The following is a 19355-nucleotide window of genomic DNA, read 5'->3' as shown; positions in this document are numbered from 1 at the left end:
TTAATTAATCTTCTGTAGATAACTTTCGTTTCTTCCCTATAAAATTAGCTATCCAAAAGCACAAATAACCAAAGGGTCCAAAAAGGAGGGTGAAAAACATAATAGTAGATTGTAGAGGGAGAGGAATATTTTTATCCTTCTGATTTTCCTCCATAATAATGTGACCTACAAATAAATCAAAACAGAGCAAGTGAATCCAACATAGAATAGCCAATTGAGGATCAGATAACAAATGAATAACACCTTGGGCAGAACCAAAATCTTTTATAAATCCAAATCCATTTTGAATAATAGTCATAATGATTCCTATTGAATACAATAATGCAAGATAAAATGGGATTATTTTTTTTTCTACTACAAGAACGGTAACTTTCCATGTTGGTAAAAATATTAGTAGCAGCCAAAAGAATATGACACCATTTCCCAAAGTAAATATCACCTCAAACATGTTTCATCTTGCCCCGTTTCTGTATCCAATAATTCTTCAGTCATGTATTGGATCATGTCTTTTTTTTCAAAAATCGGTTACAAACCCTCTAGGAGCATAAGCAAAAGATTTATGTGAAAAAGGGAATGGTAGTTGTCGGATCAGTATCATTGTAGCCGCACATAACTCATCTCCTTGTCTGATGCCAACACGATATGTTTTCCAGTTTCCAAGCGAGGCTTTAAACGTGCCCCATTCACTACTTTGCAGGATATGGCTCTTTTTATGTTTTTGAACAAATGCTGTATACTCTTCTTCTGTGATAAAATCAACAAATTGATAAGGTATATTCATTTTTTGTCGAATACTCTAATTCTTCTAGGACAAAAGCTTCCATCTATCTTGCCCCCAATATTTGATGTTTTCACTCTGATTGGGTTCATTATAGAATCCTTTGAATAACGGAAAAAGTGAAAACAAACACATATACATTTCCTCTTTTTTACAATAGAACGAGATTTTTGGAATATTTCAGCTAGGAGAAAATAGATTGAAAAAATTGCCCCTCCTATTCTAAATAATGGCAAATAACTTTTCCCTCCACAAGATGACGCGAAAATGTTCATTTCTCTATGTAAATCGTTCCATCTAACCACAATTCTTATAGTATGATAGTCAATGAAACGTTATTGGGTCTTTTCATCATGTAACTGATCACTCTTTCTCATTCTGATAACTCCATGTTCGTTATTGAAATAAACTTGGAATGTTCTCAAGACCCATTTTATTGGCGTTTCCATTCATGCTTTTTTTACATAGTTATGGTGCCTGCTTAGTCTTACAAAACTTTTATATTATTAACAACTGATATCTTTTTGGAACAGTAGAGGTGTACATCATGGAAAATTGGATTACTTCTTTTATGGAGGATTTTGGTTACTGGGGCATTTTCTTGATGATTATGTTGGAAAATGTATTCCCACCTATCCCATCAGAAATTGTACTAGCATTTGGCGGGTTTATGACAACACAAACGGATACAACTGTTTTTGGTGTGATTGTAGCAGCAACATTAGGATCAGTTGCCGGTGCTATCATTTTATACTACATTGGAAGTCTTCTTCACATCAACCGATTAGAAAAAATAGTGGATCGTTGGGGATATCTCTTACGCACAAAAAAAGAAGACATCCACAAGGCAAATCAGTGGTTCGATAAATATGGGGTATGGACTGTCTTCTTTAGCCGAATGGTTCCTATTTTACGAAGCCTAATATCGATTCCAGCTGGTATGGCAAAAATGAACTTTCTTGTATTTATTATTTTCACTACAATCGGCTCCATCATTTGGAATGCAATACTAGTTAATATCGGGGCTGCACTAGGAGCTTCATGGGCTAAAGTGCTTGATTATATGAGCGCATATCAAGATGCCGTAATTGTTATCCTTGTTATTGGATTCGTTATTGGGATCATATGGTTTATCAGAAAAAAACGTAATACACCAAGCAACCCAACCAATTAACAAAAATAGAAAACTCATATACATAAAGGCCTCTTTATATCCTATAAAGGGGTTTTTTTATAGTCTTGCGAGTGTGAAAACCCACGGTTTGAATCGTGGGATGAAAGCGAGCGTCACTAACACTGGAGTACAAGTTTCGCTAAGCCACTAAAGTGGCAAGTCTCACTTTGCAGACGAGGGAGGTTTCTACCTCTCACAAGTCTGGAAATTTTTTCAAAAAACATTTTACAAACATACATTCTGTTGTTAAACTATCGGCAGTTGCTCTTTGAAAAATGGATAGTATATAGGGTTGTGCAAACCAATCGTTTTGCACGTAAAATGCTATGCGTACCGAAAAATGGCTAGACTGAAATGCGAAAACCAAGCAGTAAGTCTATGCTATGACGAAAGCAACAAAACTCTGTTCAACCGTGGGACTCACGGAGCTAGCTTGGTAATGAAGTAGTCAGAAGGCTACCGTCCCAAGAATCCCATGGCTTCAGCCATGTGGAGTGTCAAAAATTCGTTAAACCCAGAAAAACTTCCCTCAGAACAGAAAAAAAAGGTCAGGACATCTATATGATTGATCGTAAGATTTAACGAAAACAAATCAAACCGATTTTAATGTAATCATTGTTATCTCAGGACGACAATTCAGTCGAATCGGATATCTGGTAATGCCCAATCCCCTTGTTGTATAGACCTGCAACTTAGAATTAACCTGATACAAACCGCTTGAGTATTTGTGCGAATGCGGCGGGGTATATAAGGCTCCAATCAAAGGTAAACGGACTTGGCCACCATGACTATGTCCAGATAATTGCAGGTCAATTGGATAGAAAGAAAACTCATCTGCAAAATCTGGTTCGTGGGCCAAAAGAATGGTACAAGCATCTTTTGGGATACCTTTCATTGCTTGCTGTATATTTCCATCGCCTACCCAAGGATCGTCCACACCAGCAATATATAAATCATCCGATTGTTTTCGAATCACTTTATGGAAATTGTGCAGAACAGAAAAGCCTGCTTTTTGTAAAACTTTGTGAACTGATCTTCGGTTCCCCCAGTTATCATGGTTGCCGAGCACAGCATTTTTCCCAAATGGAGCTTCCAGTTGAGCCAAATAATCGATCGTTTTCGATATTTCCACAGGCTCATGATCAAATAAATCTCCTGTAAAACAAATTAAATCTGGCGAGCTTTTTTTTATTCGTTTAACCACAGAAGCCAATTTTTCCGGTTCCATATAAAACCCTAAATGCAAATCACTGAAATGGCAAATACGGAATCCTTCAAATGCCTTTGGTAAATTGGGAAGAACAATACTAATATGGCTAGTTTCTATTAAATATGGTTCAACCCAATGTACATAAATACTAGATAAACCCATTGTACCAGCCATACCGATCACAAATTGTAGACTCTTTTTCAAGAAGCTCCTTCTACTAAGTACTGGATTATTCGTCATGGGAATACCCCTTTTGAAACGGTGCAGTACATAAAACATCTAATCCTAGATTTTTAGTTGTATTCATCCATATTCTCTTCAATTGAAAATACCTCCTACTCATCTAATGGTAAGAGGTAAATGTTACATCAGTTTGACAATCCTTCATTTCCCTTTTTATGTTATCAGCAGCATATCAATGGTTAAGGTAAACCAACCATTTTCTTGATCTACTCGATAACGATAATGGTGTCGATCCAAGATTGATTTCACTATTGCCAATCCCAAACCAGTTCCTGACTTTTTTTTATCCCTTGAATCAGCTAAAACAGTGAACGGATCCCAGATCCTTGCTAAATCCTCTATTTCTTTCTCCCTTCCATTGGATATATGGAAGGATAGAATGGATTGATTCTTAGACCAATGAATCACTATCGATTTGTTATCGGTATACTTTGTTGCATTACTTAGTAAGTTATGAAAAACCATTTTTAATTTATCAGGGTCGGCATAAATAGTCCATGGCTCTTTCGGTAATGCTGTATAGCTGCAAATAATCTCTTCTCTTTCAAAAATCACTTGATGTTCATTCAAACAAGATTCCCACAAAGACACTGGATCAAGAGAAGTAAAATGAAATAAATTTTGTTCCAACTGTACAAACCTCAACAATTCATCAATTAGATCAGATATACGTATTGTCTGGCTTATAATAGTCTCAAGATAAGTTCCATCATCCAAATCATCCTGAATCCCACTTGCATACGCCTGAATCAAAGCAAGTGGCGTTTTCAATTCGTGAGTTAAATTTGATGTTAAATGCTTTAAGTTTAGATTTTTTTTCTTCAACTCTAAATGTGCTTGTTGTAAATTCCTACTCATTTTATTGATTGACTTTGCTAAATCTTCTATTTCATCTCGTGTTTCAATCTGAACCTGTTGGAACTTCAATTCTGCAATTTCTTGAGCTAATTTGTTTAACTCCCTGATTGGTTGAGTGATCCGCTTTGAAAAAATGTATACCCATATCAAAGTAATAATTAAAGTAAGGATAAAAAAGATAGCATTGAATTGATTAACCATCTTTATCATTGCTTCCATATGTACCAAGGAGATACCAATTACTATCAATTGATTATCCTTTTGAATAAAACGAACATAGAAACTAGACTTTTGCTTTCGTTGATCATAGATGCGATTAATCGCTTGTCCCTGCTCCAACTTTTGGATCACTTCTGCTGATATCCAAAACCGATTTAAGGAAATTCCTTGTTTCTTCAGTAAAAATGTAACTGTATCGTTTAGGTGCTCAATCGACCGAGATGTAGGAACAAAAACAACCGTAACATCCATATCATTATTCCATTCCGCTATTTTCATCAAAAGCTTAGTTTTGTCCGTCTTCTTTATTTCTTCCGAAATTTTTATCAGCTTTTGTTTATTTTGATACAAAGAATAAGATGGGAGGAGAAATTTAGTCATCAAAAATAAGCATAATAACAAACTTAAAATAATCATAGAAATACGAACCGCAATTTTGTTGCCTAACTTACTCATGGTTATCTTCCCAACTATATCCTATTCCGCGATGCGTTTTGATCCAATACTCCCCAACCTTTTCACGTACCCGACGAATATGAGTATCCACTGTCCGCTCTTCTCCTATATAATCTAATCCCCATACCCTATCCAGTAATTGTTTGCGACTAAGAATTTGTCCTTTATGAGTGGCTAAACATTTTACTAACTCAAATTCAATCCTTGTCGCCATAAGATCAACATCCTTCCGATATATTTTTTTTGCCTCAAAATTGATTGTGATATCACCATATTTCCATTGTTGATTCGATCTGACGAGTCGTTTCGCTCTTGCAATTAAAACACGTGGATGAAATGGTTTACGAAGATAATCATCTGCCCCTGCTTCCAAAGCTATGATTTCATCTTCCACTTCGCTCTTGGCAGTCAACAGAAGAATTTTTGTATCTCTCTTTTCTTTCATTTCACGACAAGTAGCAATCCCATTTCCTTTTTGCATCATCCAATCCAGAATTACCAAATCATACACCTTCTCATAAAAAAGGTTCAAAGCAGCCTGACCATCTCCTGCTGTATCTACTTGAAAACCTTCTTTTTCAAAATAAGCTCTTAAAATAGATAACATTTGTTTTTCATCATCTGCGATAAGTACATTCATCATTTCTTCCTCTTTCCTACAAGCTTACAATCCGAAAAAAGAGTTTTTATTACTTTTCCCTTTGAATGCCTAAAATACGGAAAATGATTAGAAATACCATAACATTTCACGACGAATATCTTGTTCATGAAACACAAAACACCCTTCCAACAGTAGGAAAGATGTCTTTTTGATGCTCACCAATTTTTTAAATCATTCCTACCAGTATGGATAAGGATAATCCGAATTTTCGATAGATGATGTTGATCTTTTAGATGATTTGACCTCAGATTTTGTCTTTGGTTTTCGACCATAAGTATCAGCAACACACTCATCTGTAGGACCAATCACAATGGTCTCGTTGTTCAAAGGAGCCAATGCTTTCTTAAGAAGCTTTGGATCTAAACAATACGTATGAGATAAGACTTCAATTGGGGTTTTGGTTAATAAATCAGATCCAAAAATATATTCTGGATAGGGTGCATCGAAAATCGCAAGCAAATGGGTACCATCTGTGGTTGCCTCTTCCCAATGCCACCAACCTTTTGGGATATTTGCCACTTGCCCAGGTGTAATCGGAATATCTGATCTTTGGTTTGTAAATGGATTGATAAGAGATACCAAAACACTCCCAGAAATACAATACACCAACTCCGCAGCATTCTGATGATAGTGGGGTTCTACCACTCGACCTTTGCTCAAATAAATATCTAATAGAGAATTATTCCCCAATGTGTTTAAATTGTCTCTTCCTAGTCGGTTAATAAAATTTTCATCATTACGTGTATTTAATCGATTTTGATTGAGGTCAAAAAAGAACTCGAGTCCTGGTCTAGTGTATTCTTTCCATGGATTCTTTGCCATTTTCACTGCCCCATTTCTCTAGCCATACTCTCTGGGCAGTATATGTACAGTGAATGGATTCGTGACAAATGCCTAGGGAAACAACTTTCTTATCAGTACCAAGCCGTCGATGTTGGGTGCACAAAAAAGAAAAACGCCCTTCATGAATAGGAGGCCGTCTTTTTTTTCTTTGCTGATAGAAATCATCTCATATAACTCTAAAATATGAAAACGAAGCACATTTGCACAAATTCTTATACAAAACCAAAAGGTTAAAGTTCCTACACATAAGATGGAAATATCGAAATAAATCCTTTAAAAGTACGCGGCCTGCCGACATCATAAAGACGTCAGCAGGCCATGCCCCCTCAGGAGCCAGCATAGGAATCGAAAAACCTACGCCATTTGGATTCTAGACAGAGCTACTTGCCTTTCTGGCTGTCGTCGTCAGGATCCTTGCCATTCCGAATGTCATCCAGAATTTTGGCACCCTGATCTCCAGCAGGGCGGAGGAATTCATCTTCGGTGGTTTCCCTGTGTTGCCGCAGATAAGCATCCGTTGCTGCATTCGTGAGAGCGGCCTGAATCTTCTTGAAAACCACTACGTTCTCCACTCGAATGAACATTATTCCGTCTAGATTTATTATTTTCTCAAATAATTGATTTTATTGCAAGATGGTAACGCGTTACCAGAACATAGTATTAACTTATACAAGATTCTCTAGATCAAACAAAAAAATCCGCTAAATAGAAAACACCTTCCACTTTAGGGAGAAGGTGTTTTCTTTATTTTTCTACTTATACAAAAAAGTAAGGGCATTCGTTCAGTTCTCTTTATTGGTATGTTGCTTGATCAAATCAATGGTGTGAAGGAGTAAGCTCTTATCTCCCCAACTTCCATGTCCTGCTACAACTGTTTGGATAGTTGGATACTTATTGATAACTTTCTGAACAGAATCATCCCATTGCGCTACATTTGCATCAGAGAGATTTCCAAGATCTTTTGCGTCTAATGATTTGATGAAGCATCCACCAAATAATATGTTCGATTGAGGAAGCCAAACTGTAATATTATCCTTCGAATGACCTTCTCTAGGATAAAAAGCTTCCACTACTGTGTCTCCTACTTTCATTACTGGTTTTGCATCCAGTGTCGGTTTAGGAGAAGGATATCCACGGTCTTTCGCTAGTTTTGCTGTCAAAAGGGTACTACGTACATCGATTCCCTCATTCAATAACGCCTGAATGCCTCCGATGCTGTCATCATGCGCATGCGTAACTAGCGCCAGAACTACTTTTTTCTTGAAATGTTTTTGAATCATCTTTAATAACTCTTCTGTTTTTTGGTAGTTGTCCACTGTATCCCATGCTGTATCAATCAGGACTACTCCTTTGGAAGTAGAAACGATCAACCCATTGTGGTCAAAAGTGTTGCCATTCCATTCATTGTAGGAAGTGTGTCCCCATACTTTGTCACTCAATTTCGTCAATACAATCGTCTTATCGGCATTGGTAATCTGTGAGGGAGATGATTTTTTCGATTGATCCTTCATTTGACCTGAACTTGTTGTTTGTTTTTCTTTTTCCGTAGCATTCGTTTGCATTGATCCGTCCTGAAAGAGCGTGGAGCCTATAAAGAGGCTTAATCCTAATAATCCAATACCAACAACTGTTATTATCTTTTTCGTTTTCAAGATAACCAATCCTTTCTCCTCATGCAATTTTAAAAAATAGTGAAGTATAGATGAACATAAACATTACCCAAATTGTCACCACTTGTATGTAAGGGATACAATAGAACACATTTTTACGAAATTTCATGAATAGTCGAATATTACCTAACTCTTATAAGTTTCATCATTTGTAAAATGGATGCAACCTCCTCTTTTTTTAGTTGATTACATTTGTAATACAATACTACACTTGTAATCTGTTGAGTCAAATTTTTTCCTTGTTTAGTGAGTGGAATAAAACATCTTGCTGATTTCTAAACTTTGAACATCTCTACCACACCTTTCGTTATAAATCTTGAATCTGCCCAAAATAAAAAAATTCTCGACCCGTTCTTGCATTTGTATCGCAAAAAAACTGGTAGAATGATGAATAAATAAAATACAATTGTTAATTTTGTATATTCGTGCAAATTTCTTTATCTTAAAAGAGAATAGAATTATGTGATATCTTAAGTGAAAGATCGATGAAATGGAGACGAATTGTATGTTCTTTACTTACTTTGTAGTAAGTTTTCTGATGTCTTCTATTACTGTTGCCATCATTATGCTGATTAGGAAGATATTCTACAAACAATTATCCGCGAAATGGAAATATAATTTATGGTTTCTTCTTCTAATCATATTGACTGTTCCCTTTATACCAAATCATTTCATTGACATTGGAAATCACTTTACATGGGATATTGTTCAAAATAGTAGACTAAGCTCATCTACTGCTTTTACGAATGAGCATGTATTCTCAGAGGAAAATTGGATGCAGGACTTTACACTAGCAGTAACTCGGTTCGATATGGCATCCCTAAATGAAATAGTAATAGGTATATGGATAATAGGAATGTTCGTGATGACTGCCTTGACAATAAAAGCTTGGTTACAATTAAAGAGAATTAAGGAAAGTGTATCGAGCTTAAAAAATCAAGAAATCCTAAGTTTATTCGAACAATGCAAGAAGAGGTTAACTATATCGAATCATTTGATTATAGGAGAATCACCTCTTATCACATCTCCACTCACATTTGGTCTTTTTAAGACTTATGTTGTACTTCCAGTTCATATTGATGAATGGCTGTCTTTGGATGAGATAAAATATATCTTTTTGCATGAATTAAATCATTACATATATAAAGATGTTCAAACGAATTACCTGATTGTCTTATATCAAATTTTATACTAGTTTCACCCTCTTGTTTGGATAGCCTTTAGAGAGATGAAATTGGATCGTGAAATCGCTTGTGATAGTGCAGTCTTACATTCTTTGGATAAACAATGTTATAAAGAATACGGGAATACAATTATCCATTTTGTAGATAGATTCTCCAGACCAAAGTTTATCACTTTGGAACAACCGCTAAACGGTTCCAAGAAACAAGTGAAAAAACGCATTGAAAGTATCGCATCTTTCACAACTGAATCCAGACAATGGAGACGAAAAAGCATCTTCATCTTTCTATTTTTGGGAGTCTTGGTGGCAATTCAAATTCCCCTCTTTTCTGTCATGGCTTACGATGATGAACGTTACGATTTTGATGGCAAACGTACAATGTATGAGGATCTGAGCAAATATTTCGCTGGATATGAAGGCAGCTTTGTTTTATACGATTTGCAAGCTGATCAATATCGTATCTATAATAAACGGAAAAGCACATTGCGAGTTTCTCCTAATTCTACATACAAAATTTATAGTGCATTGTTTGCCTTGGAGTCCAATATCATCACAAGCGAAAATTCCACCATGAAATGGAATGGAAAGCAATTTCCTTATGATACATGGAATAAGAACCAAAATTTATCTACAGCAATGAAAAGTTCCGTTAGCTGGTACTTCTAGGAATTAGATAAAAAGATTCCTCCAACTACGATTCAAAATTATCTCAAGCAAATTGACTATGGAAATTCCAATCTTTCTGGCGGGAACTCACAATATTGGATAGAATCCTCCTTAAAGATTTCTCCCATTGAGCAAGTACAATTACTCAAAGCTTTGTATAAAAACGAATTTGGATTTAAAAAGAAGAATGTTCAAGCAGTTAAAAAAGTCATTCAACTAGAGGAATCAAACGGAGTCCGACTCTCTGGGAAAACAGGCACGGGAAGTGTCAATGGAAAAAAAATCAATGGTTGGTTCATCGGATATGTAGAGACAAAAAAGAACACTTATTTCTTTGCGACAAATATACAAAATGCAACGAATTCCTATGGGAGTAAGGCAGTCGAAATAACGAAATCTATTTTGAAGGATAAAGCTATCTATTAAATATTTTTAAATCAATCCGAAGTTATCCCTTACGCTTAACGATAAAGTAGCAGAAAGGAGGATTCCTTTGTTCAAGAAAGTACCTAAAATATCAGATGCAGAATGGGAAGTAATGAATATCCTTTGGGAAAAGTCTCCGTTAACAGCCAACGAAGTCATTTGTTCCTTGCAGCAGCAAACGGACTGGAAGCCCAAAACGATTCGTACACTTTTGGATCGCCTTGTCCAAAAAAAAGTAATTGGGGTTAATAAAGATCAAAAAGTATATACTTTCTTTCCTCTTTTTTCCCAAAATGATTGCCAGCACGCCGAGACTCAGTCCTTTGTTAAGCGAATTTATGGTGGAACATTAAAATCAATGTTAGTTCAGTTCATACAAGACGATTCCTTATCCGAAGAGGATATAAAAGAACTACGTTCTATTTTGGACAAAAGTCCTAACAATTAAAGTCGTTGCTCCACGAGGTGTTGTATGTGGAAAGACATTTGTATTATAAAATGTTCATAAATATAGACCCTCACTATTGTCATCCTAAACGGAAAGATAGGAATAGTGAGGGTTTTCTAGTTCACACTCTATCCTTTTCCTTTGGAAGAATAAGCTAGTCTTGTTTGGGACTTCATTACTATCCAGTGGATAAAGAGAATATAAGAACAGGTTTGAGGATATAAGATCCCGGATTCTACTGGAGGTAGAACCAACAACCACTCAACATGAAAAGGGGAATTTGAAATGTCCAAACAAAACGAGTTAGTTACCACTCGTATCTTTGATACGTCACGGGAGCTTGTATTCAAGGCGTTTACGGAGACTGAGCATCTTAAACACTGGTGGGGGCCAGGTTACATGATGAATGTCATCAAGTTCGATCTCCGTCCAGGTGGTGTATTTCACTACATCAAGCGATCGCCTGGAGGCGGAGAAATGTGGAACAAATTTGTTTATCGCGAAATCATAGAGCCAGAGAGACTTGTCTACACGAATTCTTTTTGCGACGAGGAAGGCAAGACGATCCGGGCTCCATTTGGCCCTACTTGGCCGATGGAAATCCTTAATACTTTCACATTCATTGAGCAGAAAGGCAAGACGATGCTCACCATGCGTGCGGTTCCTCTATCTGCAACGGAGGAGGAGCTCAAAACCTTTGAGGCAGCACATGATATGGTTCAGATGGGATTTGAAGGGCTCCTCGACCTGCTTGGTGGTTATCTGGCCAGGGTGTACAACTTGTAATTATCCAATTGAAAAAAGTTAATGTTAAATAATTACAAAAAAATTGCCTCCAAGTTTCTGGAGGAAATTTTTTTTATTATACTTCTCTAGATATAAAATAATTTTAGTACATTTGTTTTATATACACTTATCTACTAATCACTTCTCTGAAAATAAAACAGTTGTTTGCATATTCATAAATTATTTCCTGTTTCTCCTTGATAAAACAGTATACTACTTAGAAGGAGGAGAGAGAAAACATGCTATTTAAAATATTTATCGTAGAAGATGATGAAATGCTCCTTTCATTACTAGAAAATTTTTTGCAAAAGTACGGATTTGAGACCTTTTGTGTAAGAGACTTTGATACGCTCATGGAAGATTTCCGAACTTTCCAGCCACACCTTATTCTATTAGATATAAACTTACCCAAATACGACGGATATGAATGGTGCAAACAAATCAGAAAAAACTCAAATTGCCCAATTATCTTCATTTCTGCTCGGGATAGTAAAATGGATCAAGTCATGGCATTGGAATATGGAGCAGATGATTTTATTACAAAACCATTCGACTATGAAATCACACTTGCAAAAATAAAAAGCCATTTAAGACGTGCTTTTGGGACATATGCAACACTGTCCAATCAAAGAATAGTTGAAGCAGATGGTTTACAATTAAACTTAGATCGTTTAACACTCGCTTGGAAATCAAACACAGTAGAATTACGAAATACAGAAGCGAAAATATTGGACTTATGTATGACTCAAATCGATTGTGTCGTTAGTCGAGATCAATTATTGGAAAAAATATGGGATGATCAAGCATTTGTCGATGAAAATACATTGAATGTCTATATCCGACGAGTACGGAACAAGTTAGATCAATTGCAATTAAATGGTTCGCTACAAACCATTCGAGGAGAAGGATATCGCCTAAGATCCATTTGGAGGGAGATAACATGAAACTATTTCTTCGAGAGCAAATATCTTTGTTTGTCTTAAACGTACTGCAATTAGGTTTTATGATTCTACTTCTGTGGATGGATGGTTTTCATGAGCTAACGAAACTGGCATATCCCATTTTCTTTTATTTTTTTCTGCTTTTTTTGTATCTTTGTTACCGCTACTTGACAAATCGGACTTTTTACCAGCGATTATCCACAAATGTTCACTCGGTAGATGCGATTGAGATGAAAGTACAATTGGCTCCACTATCACAAAGTTTAGGGAAACTATTAAAAAATCAAAGTGAACTTTATAGAAAGGAACTACAGTCATATAAAGATCAAATCGATCAACACATTCAATTTATGAATCAATGGGTACATCAAATGAAAACCCCCTTGGCAGTAATCGATTTGATATTACAAAATCATCAAAACAAAGAAGGTAATGCCATTTCTTATGAACTAGACAGACTAAAAAAAGGACTGGAAATGGTTCTTTATACCTCAAGATTAAGTACATTCGACCGGGACTTCTTTGTCGAAAAATTAAACTTAGAATCCATCGTACGTACCGTTACCTCAGATCTGAAGAGATTTTTTATTCAAAAAAAACTTTACCCTCAATTTCAATCGGACAACTCTCTCACCGTTACTTCTGATGAGAAATGGTTATCTTTTGTTGTAATGCAAATTGCGATCAATGCGGTTCGATATAGCCCCAAAGAAGACAGCAAGATTATTTTCCGTATTCACCATCGCGAAAATAGAACTGTCTTAGAAGTAATAGATACAGGAGTAGGTATACCCGCGAGCGACTTACCACGTGTATTTGATGCCCATTTTACTGGCCAAAACGGTAGGAATTTTCACGAGTCTACCGGTATGGGACTTTTTCTAGTAAAACAAATTTGTCAAAAGTTAAACCACCAAGTGGAGATAGAATCAACCGTCTCCAAAGGGACTACTGTGCGGATTTTGTTCTAAATCCACTACCTTACCGAAAGGTAAGATGGAGTAAGATAAACCATTGGTTTGTTCATTTTTTTTTTATTATGATACATACATACCCAGAAAGAGGTGTACACGTGTCTACTTTAAGGGTGAATAAAATCTCAAAAATATATGAGAAACATCCCGTTTTGGATCGTATTAGTTTTTCTATCGAATCTGGTGAATTTGTAGGAATAATGGGACCTTCCGGAAGTGGAAAATCAACTTTATTACGAAGTTTAGGTACATTGGATCATCCAACAAATGGAGAAGTATGGATGAAGGATGAAAATCCTTTTGAGTTACAACAAAAAGACTTAGCTAGGTTTAGAAGAAAAAAGTTAGGTTTTGTCTTTCAGCAGTTCGACTTACTAGATACGTTGACCGTTGAAGAAAATATTCTCCTGCCTCTTATTTTGAATAAAGATGATATTCCTTTTATGAAACAGAGATTGCAAGAGGTTACAACGGAATTGGGAATAGAAAAACTTGTAAAGATGAGGATTGACTCTTTATCTGGAGGTCAGAAGCAAAAAACTGCTATTGCACGGGCGATTATCCATCATCCAGAGCTGTTACTTGCAGATGAACCAACAGGTAGTCTGGACTCCAGGGCTTCACATGAAATCATGGAGATATTCTACTCCCTCCATAAACAAAATAAAACCACTATCTTATTAGTCACCCATGACCCTGTCATTGCTAGTTACTGTGATCGTCTATTATTTCTAAAAGACGGTCGACTATACAATGAAATTTACAAAGGTGGTAACCAAAAAGAGTTCTTCCAAAAAATAGTGGATATGCTTGCGTTGCTAGGGGGAGACAGACGTGACTTTTACACAGTTAATTTTCCGAAATATGATCCGTAATTACTCTATGTATCTAGCTTACTTCTTTAGCTGTGTACTCTCGATCCTGAGTTTCTTTGTGTATACACTTTTCGTCTTACATCCACAACTTAACAATCGAGTTGTTTTACAAAACGCTGTTGATTGGATGTATGGCGCAAGTTGGATTATCTATACTTTTGCGTTATTTTTTATCCTATATTCGATACAAATTTTCCTTCAAAACAGACACCAAGAGTTTGGAATATGGTTTATGCAAGGAATGTCCATCCGTCAATTTCGTGGCATGATCTTTTATGAAAACTTGTGTATCGGAATAAGTTCCATTGTAGTGGGAATTGTTTGTGGGATTAGTATCGAGAAGTTATTTCTTTTAGTCAGTACTCAAATTATGGATATTTCCATTCTAGAATTTTATTTTCCTTGGAAAGCGATTTTCATCACGATTGAGGTATATGTGTTCCTGTTCATTGTATTGGCCTATGGAACTCCTTTTCTCATGAGGAAGAAAAAAATAGTGGATTACCTATATGGTCGAAAACAAGGAGATCAATCGAAAAAAGTATCGATTTTCTTGTCCATTCTATCTATTGTTTTTCTTACTCTTGGATATTATCTAGCATTTGTCACATCAAAATCTACTATTATTTCCAATATTTCTCCAATACTCCTATTGATTGGAATAGGGACTTATTTCTTCTTTACACAACTTATTCCTTTGGTTATCTCTTTATTTAAAACAAGACTTGCTTGGTATTGGAAAAAAACGAATTTCCTTGCAATATCCAACTTATCTATTACATGCAAAAACTATGCTCCTATATTCTTTATCATCACCATCATCTATACCGTATCTTTTTGTATGCTTGGCACATTCGCTTCCTCACAAGCACTAAATAAGCAATTCCGTTTGGATTACCCACTTGATGTCGGTTATATCGCTAAAAGCAAAGAAAAGTTTCATTTGCAAAATATTTTAAAAATAAAACAAGAACTAAGTGCAAGAGGAATCCATTACACAACATATCAATCCAATATAAAATATATCCCAATAAAATCAATGAAAAAGAAAAGCTATACAGATATTCCCGTCATCTCGTATACGGATTACAAAAACATGCTTCTCCAATCGGGGCAAACCGTTGTTGAGCCCAGCATAAAAGGAAATGAAGTAATAGGTTTGTTGACGTCTCAATTAGATAGTTATCTGACCCATGACAAATACCATGTGAAAAATACAACTATCACCTTGTATCAAGAGAAGATGGGAAAATACGTAACTATTCCATGGCGGTTGTTACAAAGCCAAGCTCTGATTGTAAGTGATGACATGTTTGCTAGATTCAATCCATCTAAATCTGCAACATTTACTGGGTTTTATAGTACTGCCCCCCTCACTAAAACGTTAGATTTGGGGAAAACATTGGTCCGAGAAGGTCGTATAATGCCCAGCGATCAAAAACCTTATAGCATGATTGTCAGTGGAACTTTATATAAAAATCAAATCCACCTGTTTCGTATTTTATTTTTTATCATATTTCTGATAGCTATTGGTACATTTGTTGCTTCTGGCAGTTTTGTCTATTTGCAACTTCTCTCCAATATAAACAAGGAAACGGAACACTTCATCATTTTACAAAAAATAGGATTATCGGAACGAGAATGGAATAAAACGATCACTTTTCACTTGGGAGCACTATTTTTTCTCCCTATCACAATAGCAGTTATTCACAGTATATTTGCGTTGATAGTCCTGCAAAACTATTTTATTGTATCCATCACATCAGAATGGATCATTGTAATAACTACATTTTTAGTAGGACAATTATTTTATTTCTTAATCATCCGCAAACGATATAGTTGGAATGTACAAAAAACTATTCTTAATTAGAGGTGTAAATAAAATGGAAAACTGGATCATCTCCTTTATGGAGGAATTTGGGTACTTAGGGATCTTTCTTATGATTATGTTAGAAAATCTTTTCCCTCCAATCCCTTCCGAAATCGTCTTAGCATTTGGTGGATTTATGACAACAAAAACAGACACTACCATTGTAGGAGTAATCACTGCATCTACATTAGGCGCAGTAGCTGGTGCCATCATCTTGTACTACTTTGGCAAACTTCTTCATTTCGAACGATTAGAAAAAATAGTAGATCGATGGGGTTATCTCTTGCGCACGAAAAAAGAAGATGTTCATAAAGCAAATCAGTGGTTTGAAAAGTATGGTATCTGGACAGTGTTCTTTTGTCGGATGGTTCCGATCTTACGAAGCCTTATTTCGATCCCAGCTGGAATGGGCAGAATGAACTTACCTATCTTCCTATTTTTCACTACTTTAGGATCACTCATTTGGAATACCATTTTAGTGAATCTTGGTGCAATGCTTGGTGCATCTTGGTCAAAGGTTCTCGAATATATGAGCGTTTATCAAAATATTGTCATCGTAATTATCGGAATAGTAGGGGTTGGCTTTATCATCTGGTTCATTCGAAATCGCATGTACAAAGCAAGCCGATAATGTCTAAGGGAGTTTAACCATGAATAATAATCAAAAAATTAAAACTATTATGATATTATCATTCGCATTTTTGTTTGCTTGTATCAGCCTTTATACCATTATTCCACCAAGTCCAGATAAGAATGCTGATATCTCGAAAAATTTCTCAGCAGATCGTGCGATCCAACACTTAAACCACATAGCAAAGGCTGCTCATCCAAGTGGCTCAGTAGAAAATGAAAAGGTAAGAAATTATCTTATTGAACAATTACGACTAATGGGATTGAGGCCAGAGGTAGAACACTCCAATCATGCTTCGTTGTACCCTAAAATGTTAACTGGCGGAGATATGTACAATGTAATCGGTAAACTTGAAGGTACTAGCAGTGATCATGCGATCATGATGTCTGCACACTATGACTCTGTTCAACAAGGACCCGGAGCTAGTGATGACGGAAGTGGGGTAGCTGCTTTATTAGAAACCATTCGTGTTTTACAATCAGGCCCTCCTTTAAAAAATGATATTTATTTCATATTTACTGATGGCGAAGAGCAAGGATTAATGGGAGCAAAGGAATTTTGGACGAAATCAAAACATAAACAAAAAATGGATCTCATCATAAATTTGGAGGCAAGAGGAACTAGTGGCCCGTCTATTATGTTCCAAACCAGTGATCAAAACGGTTGGATTGTAAAAGAATTTGCCAAAGTAGCCCCAAATCCTGTTACTTCATCCTTACTCGGAAATCTTTTTGAGATCATGCCAAACGACTCGGATTTAACGGTTTCCAATGAAAATAAAATACCTGGATTGAATTTTGCCTATGGTGATGGATGGACTGGATATCATACACCACACGATGATGTCAAACACCTAGATATACGTTCGTTAGAGCACCAAGGGCAAAATGCCTTAGCAATGGCTAGGCACTTTGGTCAAATGGAATTAAATAATATCAAGAAAGAAAATGCAGTTTATTTTAATTTTTTCGGAGTAGTTATCTCCTACTCCTATTACTGGATTTACCCCCTAACAGGGTTGATCGTACTTTTGTTTGTGATGGTTACGACCTTTGCAGTAAAGAAAAAGGGCGCCACTTACAAAGGATTAGGGATGGGTTTATTAGCTATACTACTAGCTGTTATTGCTTCCATCCTCGCAACTGTATTGATTTGGATGGGCGTAAACGCACTTTGGGCTGAAAAAATGACCTTATTTAGTGGTGCAATCTATGACAGTCTTTATTATCAGTGGGCATTTCTGTTATTCACTGCATCTATCTGTTTCCTTATCTGGAGGAAATTCCATTCCATAAATGAATGGGAAATGACTTTGTCCGCGATTTTTCTCGGTGTCATTTTTCTCGTATTGTTAACACAATTTCTACCTGGTGCTAGCTATCTGTTCGCTTGGCCATTACTTGTATCTCTGTTGGTACTTGGGTGGGCAGTATGGAAAAATAAAATGGATAAAATAAGCTCTAACTCATGGTTATTATCGCTTATATCCTTTTTACCAGTGGTACTATTCATACCCCTTCTCAAGTTACTATTTACCTTTTTTCCAATAAGTCTTGTTCCTTACCTCATGTTGCTTGTTGTTTGGCTCTTAGCCTTGGTATTCATGCACTGTAAACAGCTATTTCAACTGGGACAATGGGTTCCTTATACCTTAATAGGAATTGCGGTAGTGGTATTGGCTATTAGCTTTTTCCGCTCCACCCCAAACGCTGATCGTCCTATAGATAGTAACTTATTCTATGTCGTAGATCAGGACAAAAAACAAGCACAGTGGGTTACTACCCAACAACCGGATGATTGGACGAAGAAATATATATCCACAGCGAATATATCAAATATAAAAGCTATCTTGCCGTTTAACTATGATAAAAAAGCATGGGTAGGAAATGCTCCAGTACGAAACTATCAAATGCCCAAAATAAAGCTAGTAAAGACAAAGAAAAAGCAAGGAAATAAAAGAGTTCATATCCGATTATCAGGCGGAACGGATGTACAAAACATGTATCTAGCTATTCCTGACGGACGCGTTCAAAAAATAAAAATTGGAAAAGAATCGTTCACGATACCATCCACCATGCAAACTTTTTACTATAAACAAGCGGGTGTTCCAAAACAAGGTTTGGATGTGATGGTAGAAATAAAAGGAGAACAACCTGTAGAATTTACTTTTGGTGCTGAGCAACATCCTGATCCTGAAATCCGCTCTAACCGTCCATCCCATCTCATTACAAGTGGACTGTTTGATGAAAGTATTTTAGTAATCAAACGTATTACTTACTAATTCTTTAGAGTTAGAAGGAGCATTTCTTGATTTTGTCTATCATTCGCCCAATAGAATTATATGTAACAGATTAATATGATTCTAAAAAAAAGAAGTTCTAAAACAAACTATGAGAGGACCATTAATAATATTAGAATAGTAGGAATCATTTAGATGGCAAAT

The 19355-nt window shown here is 36.0% G+C and carries 17 protein-coding genes and 1 pseudogene; 10 read left to right on the top strand and 8 right to left on the bottom strand.

Translation table 11 applies throughout. The features are described 5' to 3' along the window. Positions 1-4 precede the first annotated feature (4 nt). A complete protein-coding gene (locus A3GQ_RS0109810; RefSeq protein WP_245596764.1) occupies positions 5-427 on the bottom strand; it encodes an ABA4-like family protein in 423 nt (140 codons plus the stop codon). 87 nt (positions 428-514) lie between these two features. After that, a complete protein-coding gene (locus A3GQ_RS0109805) occupies positions 515-781 on the bottom strand; it encodes a peptidoglycan bridge formation glycyltransferase FemA/FemB family protein (protein WP_028776899.1) in 267 nt (88 codons plus the stop codon). Between the two features lie 544 nt (positions 782-1325). On the opposite strand from A3GQ_RS0109805, the gene A3GQ_RS0109795 reads away from it, so the two are divergent. Continuing rightward, the gene (locus A3GQ_RS0109795; RefSeq protein WP_028776897.1) at positions 1326-1952 is read left to right on the top strand and encodes a DedA family protein; all 627 of its coding nucleotides are present in this window, start codon (positions 1326-1328) and stop codon (positions 1950-1952) included. Between the two features lie 592 nt (positions 1953-2544). On the opposite strand, the gene A3GQ_RS0109790 is transcribed toward A3GQ_RS0109795, so the two are convergent. The 6 genes from A3GQ_RS0109790 to bla all read right to left on the bottom strand — a co-directional run bounded on the left by A3GQ_RS0109790 (position 2545) and on the right by bla (position 8094). After that, positions 2545-3366 (bottom strand): metallophosphoesterase, encoded by an 822-nt coding sequence (locus A3GQ_RS0109790; RefSeq protein ID WP_169818278.1) that lies wholly within the window; start codon positions 3364-3366, stop codon positions 2545-2547. Positions 3367-3558: 192 nt separating this feature from the next. Next, positions 3559-4938, bottom strand: coding sequence for a sensor histidine kinase (locus A3GQ_RS0109780; protein WP_028776895.1), 1380 nt, complete (start codon positions 4936-4938; stop codon positions 3559-3561). Then, complete coding sequence (locus tag A3GQ_RS0109775; RefSeq protein WP_028776894.1) at positions 4931-5578, bottom strand: response regulator transcription factor; 648 nt, start codon at positions 5576-5578, stop codon at positions 4931-4933. Before A3GQ_RS0109775 ends, A3GQ_RS0109780 begins: the two co-directional genes overlap by 8 nt. Before the next feature lie 198 nt (positions 5579-5776). After that, complete coding sequence (locus A3GQ_RS0109770; protein WP_028776893.1) at positions 5777-6421, bottom strand: cupin domain-containing protein; 645 nt, start codon at positions 6419-6421, stop codon at positions 5777-5779. 401 nt (positions 6422-6822) lie between these two features. Then, on the bottom strand, positions 6823-7002 hold the full coding sequence (locus tag A3GQ_RS0109765; protein WP_028776892.1) for a hypothetical protein: 180 nt from the start codon (positions 7000-7002) through the stop codon (positions 6823-6825). Between the two features lie 222 nt (positions 7003-7224). Then, positions 7225-8094, bottom strand: a complete 870-nt coding sequence (gene bla, locus A3GQ_RS0109760) for a subclass B1 metallo-beta-lactamase (protein WP_245596763.1) — start codon at positions 8092-8094, stop codon at positions 7225-7227. Positions 8095-8602: 508 nt separating this feature from the next. On the opposite strand from bla, the pseudogene A3GQ_RS23985 reads away from it, so the two are divergent. From A3GQ_RS23985 to A3GQ_RS0109715, 9 genes and pseudogenes are all read left to right on the top strand, one after another. Then, positions 8603-10387 (top strand): annotated as a pseudogene (locus A3GQ_RS23985) (BlaR1 family beta-lactam sensor/signal transducer). Positions 10388-10454: 67 nt separating this feature from the next. Next, a complete protein-coding gene (blaI, locus tag A3GQ_RS0109750; RefSeq protein WP_028776890.1) occupies positions 10455-10835 on the top strand; it encodes a penicillinase repressor BlaI in 381 nt (126 codons plus the stop codon). 285 nt (positions 10836-11120) lie between these two features. Then, complete coding sequence (locus tag A3GQ_RS0109745) at positions 11121-11621, top strand: SRPBCC family protein (RefSeq protein ID WP_028776889.1); 501 nt, start codon at positions 11121-11123, stop codon at positions 11619-11621. A 239-nt stretch (positions 11622-11860) separates the two neighbouring features. Then, positions 11861-12565 (top strand): response regulator transcription factor, encoded by a 705-nt coding sequence (locus tag A3GQ_RS0109740; protein WP_028776888.1) that lies wholly within the window; start codon positions 11861-11863, stop codon positions 12563-12565. After that, positions 12562-13533, top strand: a complete 972-nt coding sequence (locus A3GQ_RS0109735) for a sensor histidine kinase (RefSeq protein WP_028776887.1) — start codon at positions 12562-12564, stop codon at positions 13531-13533. Before A3GQ_RS0109740 ends, A3GQ_RS0109735 begins: the two co-directional genes overlap by 4 nt. Positions 13534-13634: 101 nt before the next feature. Further along, positions 13635-14411: an ABC transporter ATP-binding protein gene (locus A3GQ_RS0109730; protein WP_028776886.1), complete on the top strand. Its 777-nt coding sequence runs from the start codon at positions 13635-13637 to the stop codon at positions 14409-14411. Then, positions 14371-16281 (top strand): FtsX-like permease family protein, encoded by a 1911-nt coding sequence (locus A3GQ_RS0109725; protein ID WP_028776885.1) that lies wholly within the window; start codon positions 14371-14373, stop codon positions 16279-16281. The genes A3GQ_RS0109730 and A3GQ_RS0109725 overlap by 41 nt, the downstream gene beginning before the upstream one ends. Before the next feature lie 13 nt (positions 16282-16294). After that, entirely contained in the window at positions 16295-16912 is a 618-nt protein-coding gene (locus tag A3GQ_RS0109720) for a DedA family protein (RefSeq protein WP_028776884.1), read from the top strand. Positions 16913-16931: 19 nt separating this feature from the next. After that, positions 16932-19193 carry a M20/M25/M40 family metallo-hydrolase gene (locus tag A3GQ_RS0109715; RefSeq protein WP_028776883.1) on the top strand — a complete coding sequence of 754 codons (2262 nt, stop codon included), beginning with the start codon at positions 16932-16934 and terminating at the stop codon, positions 19191-19193. The last annotated feature ends 162 nt before the right edge of the window (positions 19194-19355 follow it).

This window comes from Shimazuella kribbensis DSM 45090, from assembly GCF_000428065.1.
In the GTDB taxonomy this organism is placed as follows: Bacteria; Bacillota; Bacilli; order Thermoactinomycetales; family Thermoactinomycetaceae; genus Shimazuella; species Shimazuella kribbensis.
The sequence above is the reverse complement of the archived record's forward strand: the minus strand, read 5'-3'. Positions and strand labels throughout refer to the sequence as shown.

What these genes read in the sequence shown, in the direction of transcription:
- A3GQ_RS0109805 (WP_028776899.1), bottom strand. Translation starts at nt 781, where the DNA reads ATGAATATACCTTATCAATTTGTTGATTTTATCACAGAAGAAGAGTAT.
- A3GQ_RS0109795 (WP_028776897.1), top strand. Translation starts at nt 1,326, where the DNA reads ATGGAAAATTGGATTACTTCTTTTATGGAGGATTTTGGTTACTGGGGC.
- A3GQ_RS0109780 (WP_028776895.1), bottom strand. Translation starts at nt 4,938, where the DNA reads ATGAGTAAGTTAGGCAACAAAATTGCGGTTCGTATTTCTATGATTATT.
- A3GQ_RS0109775 (WP_028776894.1), bottom strand. Translation starts at nt 5,578, where the DNA reads ATGAATGTACTTATCGCAGATGATGAAAAACAAATGTTATCTATTTTA.
- A3GQ_RS0109770 (WP_028776893.1), bottom strand. Translation starts at nt 6,421, where the DNA reads ATGGCAAAGAATCCATGGAAAGAATACACTAGACCAGGACTCGAGTTC.
- A3GQ_RS0109745 (WP_028776889.1), top strand. Translation starts at nt 11,121, where the DNA reads ATGTCCAAACAAAACGAGTTAGTTACCACTCGTATCTTTGATACGTCA.
- A3GQ_RS0109740 (WP_028776888.1), top strand. Translation starts at nt 11,861, where the DNA reads ATGCTATTTAAAATATTTATCGTAGAAGATGATGAAATGCTCCTTTCA.
- A3GQ_RS0109735 (WP_028776887.1), top strand. Translation starts at nt 12,562, where the DNA reads ATGAAACTATTTCTTCGAGAGCAAATATCTTTGTTTGTCTTAAACGTA.
- A3GQ_RS0109720 (WP_028776884.1), top strand. Translation starts at nt 16,295, where the DNA reads ATGGAAAACTGGATCATCTCCTTTATGGAGGAATTTGGGTACTTAGGG.
- A3GQ_RS0109715 (WP_028776883.1), top strand. Translation starts at nt 16,932, where the DNA reads ATGAATAATAATCAAAAAATTAAAACTATTATGATATTATCATTCGCA.